This window comes from Ruegeria sp. BJ3 (assembly GCF_056535665.1).
The window spans coordinates 700704-714590 of record NZ_JBQFIT010000001.1 but is presented as its reverse complement, the minus strand read 5'-3'; the positions used below and the strand labels follow the sequence as shown (position 1 = coordinate 714590).

The following is a 13887-nucleotide window of genomic DNA, read 5'->3' as shown; positions in this document are numbered from 1 at the left end:
CTTGGGTTTCAGGAGGCAGGCTTGAAGCCTTTGACGAAGCGCAGAGAGCGATGCCCGCCTGCGTATTGCGGCAGATGTGAAAGCCCGCGCGGGCAGTCCTGTTCGATGACAGCGCGGCGGCGTTTGCCGAAACGCGTCTGGATCGTGACGCGGACAAGGTCGCGCTCTTCGTTTGGATTGGGCAGGTAGTGGCCTGCGAAGCGCCGCTGGATGAAGTACGGACGTTTGTCCGCAATGAAGGGGCGCAAGTGATATCCACGCGCCTGCACGAGCATCTTGGCGGGATCGAGACCGAGAAGCTGTTCCGGCTCCATTAGTGCCTTCCGCATTTTCGTTCGGTGCGCCGCCTCATAGTCGAGCTGTTGCAGACGAAGGCCCGCTTGAACAGGATCGGCATCCTCCAGATGGACTTTCCGCCAGATATCCGCCGCCTCGCTCTGGGCGCGGGTCTGTACAAGCTGATCGGCCACTTCAATTGTCTGATAGCCAAGAGCAAGGCTGCGATTACGGGCAGTCTCGTAGTCGCGGATACCACCGCCGAGATCGATCATGATCGCAGCGTTGGCTTCGATGGTCGCTTTTCCGGTCGGCCCCAGGTTGCGGGCAATCTGCCCGTCATCCTGATAGAAGACATACGGCGTGATGCCTTGCCCGCGCCCGATGGAAAACAGTTCTGCCAGTTCGCCAAAACGACCAAGCCGCGCAGCTTCATCGATCAGAAAATTGATCGGCGATGCACTTGGCGTTCGTTGTTTCACTGTACGGATTGCGGAGAAGAACTGGCGTACAACAGGAGCCAAAGGCTCCAGCAGTTCTTCCGGCACGATCAGAGAAACGATTGTCTTGCCTCCGCGCAGCATCGCCTCCAGCGGAAAGTCGGCAAGTTCATTCGAAACGAATGTCTCTTGCGCCGCAGGGCTAGCCATTAAGGAGAGCGCGTTGCTGATGCCTGCCATGACGGAGTCAAAAGTCTTTGCCGAGCCCGCATACATATCCTTCATCTCACCGAAGGTGGCGATAATATCGGCGGGGCTGTGTTCAAGCGCCATATCGGCCCATGCACTCCAGGCAGAAAAATCGCTGCGCAGCATCGAGACCAGATCAAAGATCGACTGGAAAGACGTGCTGCCGTTCAGGTAGATGTCGTGCCGCGTGATGGCATCGCCGAAACGCCGCCCCGCTTGATCAAAGAAACGGTTGTCGCCGCCACTATCCGGTAGAAGTGCATTCCAGAAGCGCTGTGAGTCAGGCACAAGGGTGCTGGACTCTGCCTTGAGGTAGGACAGTAGCGAGACGCGCTGGCGAGGCAGGCCACTCACACCAAAAGGATCGATGGCGTAGAGCGGAACGGCTTGAAGCGCACAATGTGCCTCGATCACGCGGGTGATTTCCGCGTTCTTTGTATCGAGCAGAACGAAGCTGGCGTTCGAGCCGAGGATCATCGGCAGGGCGAGTTGAGAGGTTTTTCCGCTACCAGCACCGCCTGTGATCTTCATGCCCGCGCGGTTCGAGTGATAGAGCGGGCGGTTTTCGATTAGTCCGAATTCTACGCCGCCGCGTTGGAAAAGGCCCTTCTGACGGACTTCATCAAGGCGTGCGAAACGGGCTTCGCCATAAGGCGAATTGGTATGGATCGTCATGTCATTGTTCCTTACATCTGGGGTGGTGGTCTGGCGCTTCGCGCTTGGACGGCTGAAGAGCGCCAGACCGTTAGAGGCTATTGAAGTCTCGGTTATCGGGTCTGGTTCGAGACTGTTCTCGAACCAGACCTTTTCACCGCTGGGTGTACTGGTCTTTCGGAGGGATTCGAGCGCCGATGGCAGTTAGAACTGCACCGACTCCACCGATTTTCAGCGCGACACCGAGGACCGCCACCCCTTCATTCCACAGGCCAATTCCGGCTGTGAGAATTAAGAAGCAACCGAGTCCGACCGTCGCTTGTTTTCCAATTCCCCAGAACTTGCTTTTTTTAAACTCTTTGTTTCGCATGTGTTTCTCCTTAGTTTGTGTGATGCCCTATACGGGCCTTTGAAGCTTCCGTGCTGGATTGCTCAGAAGCCGAGGACGCCCAGCGGCGAGCCGCCATTCCGCGCCGCGCTGACAACCGCTCCCAGCAGGATGGCTCCCAACACGATCTTGAAGAGCTTGAAGGCAATTCCGGCCCCGAGACCGTAACTTGCCAGTGTGGCGAGATAGGCCGCTTCTGGTGGAAGCCGCCGCGCGAAATAGCTGTGCACCGCGTCGAAATATCCATCGATAGCGTTGACCATGATGAACAGCGTCAAGCTTGCTGAAAGCAGCCCCGCCAGATGGTTAATGTCACGGGTGTGGGCTGACTCTTCTTTGTTACTCATCCGCCTTTCCTTTCCTTGTTGCGCCCTGGCAGAACGCCGAGCTTGGGTGGTCGCTGAAGCGCATCGCTTCAGCGTTTGATTGGTTGGTTCTGTGGGCTTGCTGCTTGAGTGCGACCTTCAGGTGAGCCTTGTGAAGCGCACCACTTGGTCTAGGATAGCTGCCAGATCGTCATATCGGGCTCAGCTGCAATGTTTCATCTTTACGTTCATCGATTTCTCCTTTCTCCGTTTGCGACCGCTTTTGGCGCGCCGCTGTTTCAACTGAGCTCAATCTAGACCAATGAAAAAAACTGATGAGGGGAAGATTGTTCCCCTAAGTTTCAACCATAAAAATAAGGGTGATGAGGCCTCTAGAGGTGATCGGGTCTCGCTGCCAGTCAGCCCGCCAGGCCTTATTCAAGCAGACAGGACGTTGGGATATTTCCCTAGCAGCCTCAAAGAATACTATCGACGGGCGCTTATGGAGTACAAAGACGTCAATGGGATCGGGAACCAGAAGCTTCGCGATCTGATCATGGCCCCCGAAGACACAGAGCTTCGTGATCGTGCGAAGTCTGACGGCTTCAAAGGACGAGCTGCGAACGAACGAGACTCGCGGCTCACGCTGGATGACCTAAAGAAGTGGTTCGGCAGTAAATCTTCACATCACATTGGCGATGCCAAATTCGCCTTTATCAACCGCTTCGCACAGCAAGTAATGATCGAAGGCGGCTTCAACGGATTTGAGGTGCGCTACAACAAGGAGCGTACGAATTTCCACCGACAGGCGCTCAGAGATATCTTTGCCTCAGGTTATCTGAGCGAGCCCGTTGCTCAAATCCTTGATGGAACAGCACCACACATGCTGATCCATTCTCTGACAGCGGGATTCGGCGTTCCGTTTCCAACTTGTCTGATCATGTGCGGCGGTTTCTATGGCGGCATTGCGCCGCTGACGATTGTCTTTTCAGACGTTGCAGCCGTACGCAAAGCGGCAAACACCTTCCATGAGGAATTTTTTGTTTCACTGGAGAAAGGCCGATTTCCAATTGTTTTGCGCGGTTATTCAATTGTCACGGCAAATGAATATTCAGGAGCCCTTCAAGGGCGTGATCTGGTCAATGCGCGTTTTGTTCTCACTAATGAAGATGTGCATGACTATGGTGACGAGCTCTTTCCTTATTCAAGAATAATTGCCGATGGGCGCATTGATGTGACCAAGGACGAGAATGGAAGTGTCACGGCTTACAGCATGACCATCGATACGACTGAATTTCCACCGGAGGTTTCAAACAAGGTAGAGCTGAAGAAGGTGCAGCGCTTTGACGGATCATCCTTTGACGGAGCATCACGCAGACTCACCGCTGATCTTGTGGGGAGCAATCCTTACCTTGAGGCCATCGCCGAGAAGTTCAGTGCGGGGTATCACTGAAAATGAAGACCAAGCCCGCCAAGAACGATAGTACGCGCAAGGAAGAGCCGCCTGACATCTTTAAGGCAGCGAGGGATGATGACCTCTATGAGTTGCGAATGGCCTTAGAGGATGGACAGTCTCTTCGAACCAATCAGCCAACCACCGCCTTGACGCCGATTCACGTGGCGGCGATGCGTGGCAGTGTTGGGTTTCTCAAAGTGGCGATGGAGCAAGATGCGGGATCATCCTGGCTTCAAGATGCACAGCTCCGAATGCCGTTCGACCACGCTGCTTCGAGACAAGATCGTCAGTCTATGGCATACCTTCACAACGCAATGTACCCGACAGCAAATCTACCCATCCCAGACGAGCAATGAGCCAGAATGCAAGCCCGCAAGTCCGCGATCCACTATGTGGTACTACCATTTACTCCACGTGAAGGCAGCTAGAATAGCGCCGAACGCAAGCTGTGCGTGGTACTACCACGCTGCTTGGCAAGGGGTCCCGCTGCGCGCCCCCGTTGCATCCCCCCGGCCTGTGGCTCTTCCTGGGCATTGAACCCACGTCAGAGCCCGTAGAACGTATCCCCGTTCAATCAGTCGCAGGAGACTTCGCTCTCCCTGCACCCATCGATCAATGGGCTATCGCGCCCCATGAAACCACTCGCAACCTTTGGCCGTTGCATCACCAATCAGGGGAGCGTTCCTGCTCCCACCGATACCCCCATGACCATTTCATGGAGACCAGGAAGGTAGCATTTCATAGCTGCCCTTACCTTGGAACCATCCCATCGACCACGGAGCCTTCGAGCCCCATTGGAACCCTGACCAACCCTGCGCGGATTGGATGCCGTCACCGCATCGGCGCTGAACCCGATCAAGAGACCTATCACTGCCCCCAAGACCCCACTTCGCAGGGCTTGAAGAGGGTGATTATTCCACCTTCACCGAACCGAACACCACCAGCCGACCGCCACACACTAGGGTTGAGGTTTTCTGTTTCTTCCTGTATTTTCTCAGACGGGCAGAGAAATTCAGAGGCGTTTGATGGACACTGACATAATGACCATCAAGGAAGTCGCCTCTTATTTGAAGATCACCGAAAAAACCGCCTACCGTTTGACCGCCGATGGAGAAATCCCTGGCTTCAAAGTCGGTGGGGCGTGGCGCTTCAGAAAGCAGGAGATCGACGCCTGGATTGACGAACGACTGAAGAGTGGCGGGAAGAGCGAGTAAATGCTTCTTGATAACAAGAAAAATGGGAAAGTCGGCGACGAACTGAGAAAGCACCTTTCAACTGGAACCAAGCTCTCCGTTATGTCAGGCCTTTTTTCTATCTACGGCTTTGAGGCTCTCAAGAAAGAGCTTAAGGCTGTTGACGGCGCACGCTTTCTGCTTTTTCCAGCCACATCCAACGATAACGGGGATGATGCAGTCATCTTCCCAATGCTTGAAGGTGACGACTTTGAACTACGCTTCAAGAACCAATTGAACCAAATGCAGATTGCAAAGGAGTGTTCCAAGTGGCTGGCAGAAAAAGCCGAGATACGCACAGCGCGCTCGCCGCAATCATTTGGTCAGAACCTCATGCTGGCAAAAAACTCTGAGGGAAAGGCTGTCGCAATTCAAGGAAGCTCTACTTTTACGAGTACAGGGCTCGGCTACTCAGAGTCTAATCGCTTCCATATGAATATGTGCGCAAAAGATACGCCAAGCACGTCATCAATGTTGGACTGGTTCGAGGGAATCTGGCGTGACCCTCAAGCCACAGAAGATGCCAAGAGCTTGTTGCTCAAGCAGCTTGATCGGCTAAGCGCAAATCAGTCGCCCGAATTTGTTTACTTCCTGACGATCTACAACCTGTTCAAGGACTTCCTTGAGGATATTGACGAAGAAAACATCATAAAATCCAAAACAGGCTTCAAGGATACAATTGTCTGGAACAAGCTCTACAAATTCCAGCGCGACGGCGTTCTGGGCGCTATCGATAAACTCGAAAAATACAACGGATGCATCATTGCCGATAGCGTTGGTCTCGGCAAAACCTTCGAAGCATTGGCCGTGATCAAATACTATGAGCTTCGCAATGATCGCGTTTTGGTGCTTTGCCCGAAAAAGCTACGTGACAACTGGACTGTCTACACTGTCAACGACAAGCGCAACCTGCTGGCCACGGATCGTTTTAATTATGACGTCTTGAACCATACAGACCTCACGCGATTGCAGGGGCGCTCCGGCGAGATCAACTTAGAGACATTGAATTGGGGCAACTACGACCTTGTAGTGATCGACGAGTCCCACAACTTCCGCAACTCCAGCTCTGCCAAGGAAGGCCTCACTCGCTACTCCCGCCTTATGGATGAGATCATCCGTTCCGGCGTAAAGACCAAAGTACTCATGCTATCCGCCACGCCTGTGAATAACAGGATGAACGACTTGAAGAACCAGGTCGCGTTCATCACCGAAGGTATAGATAGCGCCTACAGCGACCACGGCATCGGAAGCATCGAAGAAACTCTTCGAAAAGCTCAGACGCGATTCAACAACTGGCTGCGGCTGGAAGATCATGAGCGCAAGGTTGAGGCTCTGCTGGACACCATGAACTTCGACTACTTCAAACTTCTCGATCTGCTGACCATCGCGCGTTCGCGCAAGCACATCGAGAAGTACTACGACATCACCGAGATCGGATCGTTCCCCGAGAGATTACAGCCCATCAACATCAAGGCCGATATCGACACACAGAATCAGTTCCCGCCGCTCCGAGAGATCAACAGGACCATCCGTAAGCTGAACCTTAGCGCTTACTCGCCGCTCAAGTACGTCCGCGCTGACAAACGTGAAGAGTATAGTCGCAAGTACGATGTGAAGGTGAAGGACGGAGCCTCCGTCTTCCGTCAAGTGGACCGCGAGCAAAGCCTTATCCACCTGATGCGTGTCAACCTGCTCAAGCGCATGGAAAGCTCGATCCACTCGTTTGGCCTCACGCTTGGTAAGCTTCTGGCCGAGGTCGAGATGCTTCTCGAAAAACTTGAGAGCCACAGCGCCTCGGACATCGAAGAGCTTGGTATCGAGGACATCGAAACGGACTCGCCGGAGTTCGAGGATTTCCTTATTGGGCGCAAGGTCAAGGTTCTGATCAAAGACATGGACGAGCATCGCTGGCGGCAGGACTTGGAGGACGACCGCGCTAAGTTATCAGCGCTTCTGGACGAGGCTCGTAAGATTGAAGCAAGCCGAGATGCAAAGCTCCGCGCCTTGCGGGAGTTGATCGCGCACAAATGCAAGAACCCGATCAATGACGACAACCGAAAGATAATCGTCTTCACGGCATTCTCAGATACCGCTGACTATCTCTACGAACACATAGCGGAATGGGCCTGCACGGAACTCGGCGTCTATTCTGCGCAAATCACTGGCAGCGGCACCAACAAGACGAACCTGCCGGGTCAAAGTAGTAATTTTGACAGTCTGCTAACCTCGTTCTCGCCAGTCTCGAAGGAGCGCGCCAAGATCGATGAGGCCGCAACCGATGAGATCGACCTTCTTATTGCGACCGACTGCATTTCAGAGGGTCAGAACCTTCAGGATTGTGACTATCTGGTGAACTACGATATCCATTGGAACCCCGTTCGGATCATTCAGCGTTTTGGCCGCATCGACCGTTTGGGATCAAAGAACAAGGCGATCCAACTGGCGAACTTCTGGCCTAATATGGAGTTGGATGAATACATCAATCTTGAAGCGCGCGTTAGTGGCAGAATGGTTCTTCTCGATATCTCGGCGACTGGCGAAGAAAATGTCATCGAACAGGACGCTGGCGGCATGAATGATCTGGAGTATCGCCGCAAGCAACTCCATCAACTGCAAAACACGGTGGTCGATTTGGAAGAGATGTCAGGTGGGGTTTCAATCACCGACCTGACGTTGAACGACTTCCGCATGGATCTCTCCGAATACATGAAAGAGCATCTTGGCGATCTGGAACAGGCACCGACAGGGCTCTTCGCCGCTACTACCCTCGACGCTGGCTTGAATCGCGACGGCTTGCCGCCCGGAGTTGTCTTCTGTCTGAAAAATGTAGGCAAGCCAGTGAACCGCGAGGACGGCTATGCCCTTGCACCGTACTACCTGACCTATGTCACCGATGACGGCCAGGTGAACCTGAGCTTTGTGCAGTCGAAGAAGATTCTCGACGTGCTCAAGAAGCATGGCCACGGCAAACGGCAACCAGACACCACCGCCATCGCCCGAATGAATGCCATCACAAAGAACGGTAGAGATATGAGCCACTACCGAAGCCTCTTGGAGGCTGCCGTCAGCAGCATCATCGGCAAGTCCGAAGAAAAAGGCGTCGAGAGCCTCTTCTCTCGCGGCGGCACGAACCTGACCAAGGAGAGTTTTCAGGGAATGGAGGACTTCGAGGTCGTCAGCTACATGGTGGTGAACGCGTCGTGAGTGATATCCGCAGCATCGAGGACTTCTACGCAAACCTGGGATTGCCGGAGACGTGCTCCCTCGGCAAGCGGTTGTTCAAGAAGCAGTTCTATGAGCATGGACAGCTTGTTGCGGCTGACAAGAAGGCCTTTGTCGAGGACATCGAAGGGATTGACTGGAGCTACACGCTCAAGCCATCCACCATCAACATTCCGAAGCACGAAGACGATACACATGAGTATCTGGAGATCGCCGTTCTCAAGGTCGTGCTTACTGCTATTGAGCGTCATGCTCGCATCGCCTCGGTCATCCAGAAAGCCATCCCGTACCCGCTCTTGATCGTCTTCGTGCGTGATCATGACATTGCGATCCACGCTGCCGACAAACGGATCAACCGTGCTGATGCCAACAAGATCGTGGTCGAGGCCAGCTACGACACGGGCTGGATAGGCATGTCCTCACCGAATGCCGCGCAGGATGCCTTCCTATCGGATTTTCGAGCGACCAACTTAAGTTACCGCAGTCTCTACGATTTTTATCAGGACGCGGTAGGCAGGATCATCGCACTGAACTGCGCAGCTCACTCAGGGCAGTATGCACCGCCGAGTGAGACAACAAGACCGAAGGCCGACCGTTTGGAGGCGCTACGGCAGATGGAGAAGCTTCATCAGGAGCGGAACGAAACCCGCAACAAACTGAAGAAAGAGAAAAACTTGGGGACACAGGTCAATCTGAACACCCGGATCAAGCAACTCAGTGATAGCATCGAAGCTATTCGAAAAGAAATTTGAGGAAAGAGTAATGGACGCACTGAAAAAAGAAGATGGCGAAAGCCTGAGCATCGTTGACGAAAACATCGAAGCGCTGAATACAATTTTGCCGGATGCGTTCACTGAGGATGGGATCGACTTCGATGTGTTGCGTCAATTGCTTGGAGATGACGTCGCAGACGGAGAAGAGAAGTACGGACTGACTTGGCACGGCAAGAAAAAGGCACGTCAGATCGCGCTGACCCCTTCCACTGGCACGCTACGACCATGCCCCGAAGAAAGCGTTGACTGGGATTCAACACAAAACTTGTTTATCGAGGGAGATAACCTCGAAGTCCTGAAGCTCTTGCAGAAGAGTTATGCAGGAAAGATCAAGATGATTTATATTGACCCGCCCTACAATACGGGCGGTGAATTCATTTATCCCGACAACTATCAAGAGAATCTAGACACTTATCTCAGGTACACAGGGCAGAAATCTGACGAAGGTCTAAAAATATCGACAAATACGGAGAGCTCAGGGCGCTATCACACGAATTGGCTGAATATGATGTATCCACGCCTAAAGCTGGCTAGAAACTTGCTTGCATCCAATGGCGTCATTCTCATCACTATTGATGACAATGAGACATCAAATTTACGCGCAATGTGCAATGAGATTTTTGGCGAAGAAAACTTCCTTGCCACAATAGCCTGGAAACATACCCAGCAGAGCAAGAACGATGAGCGTTTCTTCTCTCGGCACAAGAATGATATTATGGTTTTTCGACGCTCTGATGACTTGAAGAACTTAAGTCTTCCAAGAACCGAAGAAGACAATAAAAACTACTCAAATCCAGACAATGATCCGAAGGGCGATTGGAGGTCTGGTGACGTCAGAAGTCCGAACTTTAGGCAGACGTTGCGTTTTGACATCGAGACGCCTTCAGGAAAAACGATTGCCCCGCCGGATAATGGTTGGCGTTGGGCAAAATCCACAATCGAGGAAAAAATCGCCTCAGGAGAGATTATCTTTTCGGGTGATGAAACGAAGATTATTAGAAAAATCTACCTCTCCGAGCAGGAAGGCCGCACCCCGGAAAATATTTGGGCCGGAGAGAGGTTCGGTACAACGCGATCTGCAAATTCTGAAATAAAATCACTGTTTTCTGATAAGGTTCCGTTTGACACGCCAAAACCGCTAAACCTCATGACCACAATGATCGACCTCTTGCATAAGGAAAATGACTTCACCGTGCTCGACTTCTTCGCCGGGTCTTCTTCAACAGCCCATGCAGTTATGCGGAAGAATGTTCAGGATGGCGGCACTAGAAAATTCATCATGGTTCAGCTGCCGGAAAAGATAACTAATGAGAAATCTGATGCCGCCGTGCTTGGGTATGAGAATATCGCCGACATCAGCAAGGATAGAATCCGACGAGCAGCAGAATCGCTAAGGAGCCAGCGTGAAGACTTCACGGGTGATCTAGGCTTCAAAGTCTTCAAGCTCGATAGCAGCAACATTCGAGCTTGGAACCCCGACGCATCCGATCTTGAGCAGACCTTGCTCGATCATGCAGAGCACTTGGTCGAGGGTCGCAGTGAACAGGACGTGCTCTATGAGCTTCTGCTGAAGCGCGGCGTCGATCTTACCGTTCCGATTGAAGAGAAGTCCATCTCAGGTAAGACGGTCTACTCCATCGGGTACGGCGTCCTCTTTGCCTGTCTGGACGAAACCATCGACAAGGCCGAGATCGAAGCCCTCGCCAAGGGGATAACGGATTGGCACAAGGAGCTGGAGCCAGCCGCAGACACGCAAGTTGTCTTCCGTGACAGCGCCTTTGCCGACGACATCGCCAAGACGAACATGACCGCCATTCTGGAACAGAACGGCATCGCTCATGTGCGCAGCCTGTAAGATTGGGGGCTGAGCGATGAAACTGCACTTCGAAGATAATCTCGACTATCAGCACGCCGCCGTTGAATCTGTGGCTGCCCTGTTCAAAGGTCAGGAGATCAACCGAACGGAATTCACCGTCACTTACCGCTCTGGCGACGCGGCGCAGGGCTCGTTCGGCGTCACCGAGAGCGAGCTTGGCATCGGCAACAAGCTTGAACTTCTGGATGATGAAATTCTGGAGAACATGCGGGAAATACAGCTCAAGAACGGACTTCGACCTTCGGAGTCTCTGACCAGCGGTGACTTCACCGTCGAGATGGAGACAGGTACGGGCAAGACCTACGTTTACCTGCGCACCATCTTCGAACTGAATAAGCGTTACGGTTTTACTAAATTCGTGATCGTTGTGCCCTCCGTCGCGATCAAGGAAGGGACTTACAAGACTCTCCAGATCACCCGCGAGCACTTCGAGAACCTCTACCCGATGGCCAAGGGCTACGAGTATTTCCAATACGACTCAGGCAAGCCAGGCACGGTGCGCAACTTCGCAACCAGCCCGAATATTCAGATCATGGTCGTCACAGTCGGGGCGATCAACAAGAAGGATGTGAACAACCTCTACAAAGAGAGCGAGAAGACGGGCGGCGAGAAGCCCATCGACCTCGTGCGTGCGACCAACCCAATCATCATCGTGGACGAACCGCAAAGCGTTGATGGCGGGATGACAGGTCGCGGGAAGGAAGCGCTCGAAGCGATGAACCCGCTTTGCACGCTGCGCTATTCGGCAACGCATGTGGACAAGCACCACATGGTGTACCGACTGGACGCCGTGGATGCCTATGAGCGAGAGCTAGTGAAACAGATCGAAGTGGCGTCGCTCGAAGTTGAGGGCGGTCACAACAAGCCATACGTGAAGCTCATCTCTACCGAGAACAAGCGCGGCTCCATCACGGCCAAGATTGAGGCCGACATCGTAAGCGGAGGCAAGGTTAAGCGTCAGATTTTCACTGTCGAAGACGGTGACGATCTGGAACAGGAGACAGGCCGCGAGCTTTATGCCAATTTCCGCGTCGGTACGATCACGGTCGGCAAAGACAATCAGTCAGTGGAGCTCGGCATGCCGGGCGGCGAGGCTTTGCTTCGCCCTGGCGATGAAGTTGGCGGCGTTAACAAAGATGACCTTAAAAGGCTTATGATCCGCCGTACCATCAAAGAGCATCTGGACAAAGAGATGCGCTTTGCCGCCCAGAAACGCGAAGTCAAAGTGCTAAGCCTATTCTTCATTGATAGCGTTGATTTTTACCGTCAGTACGATGAGGACGGAAACATCGTAAAGGGCAAATATGCCCAGATGTTTGAGGAAGAATACCGCAAGCTGGCCAAACATTCCGATTATCAAACACTCTTCGAGAAAGTTGACCTCGATATCGAAGCGGCGGAAGTTCATGATGGATATTTCGCCATCGACAAGAACAAGAAGTTTCAGGAGCCAAACAGAAAAGCCAGCGGTGAAATCGCCGACAATGCGACAAACCGTGACAACGCGGAGCGCGCCTATAATCTCATCATGAGAGATAAGGAGAAGTTGCTCAGTTTTGATTCCAAACTGAAATTCATCTTCTCCCACTCTGCCCTCAAGGAAGGCTGGGACAATCCGAACGTCTTCCAGATTTGCGCATTGCGCGACATCGGGACAGAGCGTGAGCGTCGTCAGACCTTGGGACGCGGGCTTCGCCTATGCGTTAATCAGGAAGGTCAGCGACTTCGCGGCTTCGACGTGAACACACTTACCGTTGTCGCGACGGAAAGCTACGAGCAATTCGCCGACAATCTTCAGAAAGAGATCGAGGCCGATACGGGCATTCGTTTTGGCGTGGTTGAGAAGCACCAATTCGCCAACCTGGCCGTCACTGCCGAAGACGGCACCACCAGCCCTCTAGGCGTTGATCGGTCAGAAGAGGTCTGGACTTATCTCAAGGACAACGGCTTCGTTGATGCCAAGGGCAAGGTGCAGGACACGCTCCGCACGGCGCTTAAAGACAACACGCTTGAGCTCCCCGAAGATTTTTCGGAGCAGGAAGACGGTATCAAAGACATCCTGCGCAAGCTGGCGGGCAAGCTCGACATCAAGAACGCGGACGAGCGCATCACGATCCGCACCCGAGAGGCCGTACTTGAGAGCGAAGACTTCAAGGCGCTCTGGGATCGTATCAAGCACAAGACCACCTACCGCGTCGAGTTTGACAACACCAAGCTCATTGATGATTGCGCGCGCGCCATCACGGACGGCCCCAGCATCACCAAGACCCGCGCGCAGTTCCGCGTTGCTGACATCGCAATCGGCAAGAGCGGTGTTCAGGCAAGCGAGACATCGGCGTCGGGATTTACCTCCATTAGCGAGAGCGATATCGAGCTCCCCGATCTGTTGACGGATCTTCAGGACAAAACCCAGCTCACGCGCAAGAGCTTGGTCAAAATCTTAACTGATAGTCGTCGCCTGCCGGACTTCAAGAAGAACCCGCAGGAATTCATCGATCTGGCGTCCGAGGCTATCAACCGTACAAAGCGTCTCGCTCTGGTCGATGGGATCAAATACCAACGTGTCGGCGATGATCACTATTACGCACAGGAACTCTTCAAACAGGAAGAGTTGACGGGCTATCTGAAGAACACGCTACAGACGCAAAAATCCGTCTACGAGCATGTCGTCTATGACTCGGCTGGCGTTGAACGGCGTTTCGCAGAAGAGCTGGAAGCCAACGAAGCCGTGAAGGTCTACGCCAAGCTCCCAGGCTGGTTCAAAGTCCCGACACCGCTCGGAACCTATAACCCCGATTGGGCCGTGTTGATCGAGGATGACGGGCAAGAAAAACTCTATTTTGTGGTCGAAACCAAGGGTAGCGGATGGTGGGATGACCTTCGTCATAAGGAAGGTGCAAAAATCGCCTGTGGAAAAGAGCATTTTGCGGTTCTGGCTCAGGATGAAACCGCTGCAAAATACGTCAAGGCAACGTGCGTAAGCGATCTGCTGAAAGAAACCGGAACCTGAGAAATA

General features: G+C 53.1%; 10 protein-coding genes. 7 read left to right on the top strand and 3 right to left on the bottom strand.

Features of this window, described 5'->3' with window-relative positions:
- Positions 1-8: 8 nt before the first annotated feature.
- The 3 genes from ACR3EL_RS03605 to ACR3EL_RS03595 all read right to left on the bottom strand — a co-directional run bounded on the left by ACR3EL_RS03605 (position 9) and on the right by ACR3EL_RS03595 (position 2354).
- Positions 9-1640, bottom strand: coding sequence for a type IV secretory system conjugative DNA transfer family protein (locus ACR3EL_RS03605; RefSeq protein ID WP_480720468.1), 1632 nt, complete (start codon positions 1638-1640; stop codon positions 9-11).
- Positions 1641-1773: 133 nt separating this feature from the next.
- Positions 1774-1989 carry a hypothetical protein gene (locus ACR3EL_RS03600; protein WP_129372266.1) on the bottom strand — a complete coding sequence of 72 codons (216 nt, stop codon included), beginning with the start codon at positions 1987-1989 and terminating at the stop codon, positions 1774-1776.
- A 62-nt stretch (positions 1990-2051) separates the two neighbouring features.
- A complete protein-coding gene (locus tag ACR3EL_RS03595; RefSeq protein ID WP_480720465.1) occupies positions 2052-2354 on the bottom strand; it encodes a hypothetical protein in 303 nt (100 codons plus the stop codon).
- Positions 2355-2634: 280 nt separating this feature from the next.
- Between ACR3EL_RS03595 and ACR3EL_RS03590 the strand changes: the two genes are divergently transcribed.
- The 7 genes from ACR3EL_RS03590 (at position 2635) to ACR3EL_RS03560 (ending at position 13881) form a co-directional block, all read left to right on the top strand.
- Positions 2635-3765, top strand: coding sequence for a hypothetical protein (locus tag ACR3EL_RS03590; protein ID WP_480720464.1), 1131 nt, complete (start codon positions 2635-2637; stop codon positions 3763-3765).
- 2 nt (positions 3766-3767) lie between these two features.
- Entirely contained in the window at positions 3768-4124 is a 357-nt protein-coding gene (locus ACR3EL_RS03585) for a hypothetical protein (RefSeq protein ID WP_480720462.1), read from the top strand.
- A 684-nt stretch (positions 4125-4808) separates the two neighbouring features.
- On the top strand, positions 4809-4982 hold the full coding sequence (locus ACR3EL_RS03580) for a helix-turn-helix domain-containing protein (RefSeq protein WP_480720460.1): 174 nt from the start codon (positions 4809-4811) through the stop codon (positions 4980-4982).
- Positions 4983-8204 (top strand): SNF2-related protein, encoded by a 3222-nt coding sequence (locus ACR3EL_RS03575; RefSeq protein WP_480720457.1) that lies wholly within the window; start codon positions 4983-4985, stop codon positions 8202-8204.
- Positions 8201-8974 carry a DUF4391 domain-containing protein gene (locus ACR3EL_RS03570; protein WP_480720455.1) on the top strand — a complete coding sequence of 258 codons (774 nt, stop codon included), beginning with the start codon at positions 8201-8203 and terminating at the stop codon, positions 8972-8974. Before ACR3EL_RS03575 ends, ACR3EL_RS03570 begins: the two co-directional genes overlap by 4 nt.
- Before the next feature lie 10 nt (positions 8975-8984).
- Positions 8985-10850, top strand: a complete 1866-nt coding sequence (locus ACR3EL_RS03565; RefSeq protein ID WP_480720453.1) for a site-specific DNA-methyltransferase — start codon at positions 8985-8987, stop codon at positions 10848-10850.
- 16 nt (positions 10851-10866) lie between these two features.
- Positions 10867-13881, top strand: coding sequence for a type III restriction-modification system endonuclease (locus tag ACR3EL_RS03560; protein WP_480720451.1), 3015 nt, complete (start codon positions 10867-10869; stop codon positions 13879-13881).
- The last annotated feature ends 6 nt before the right edge of the window (positions 13882-13887 follow it).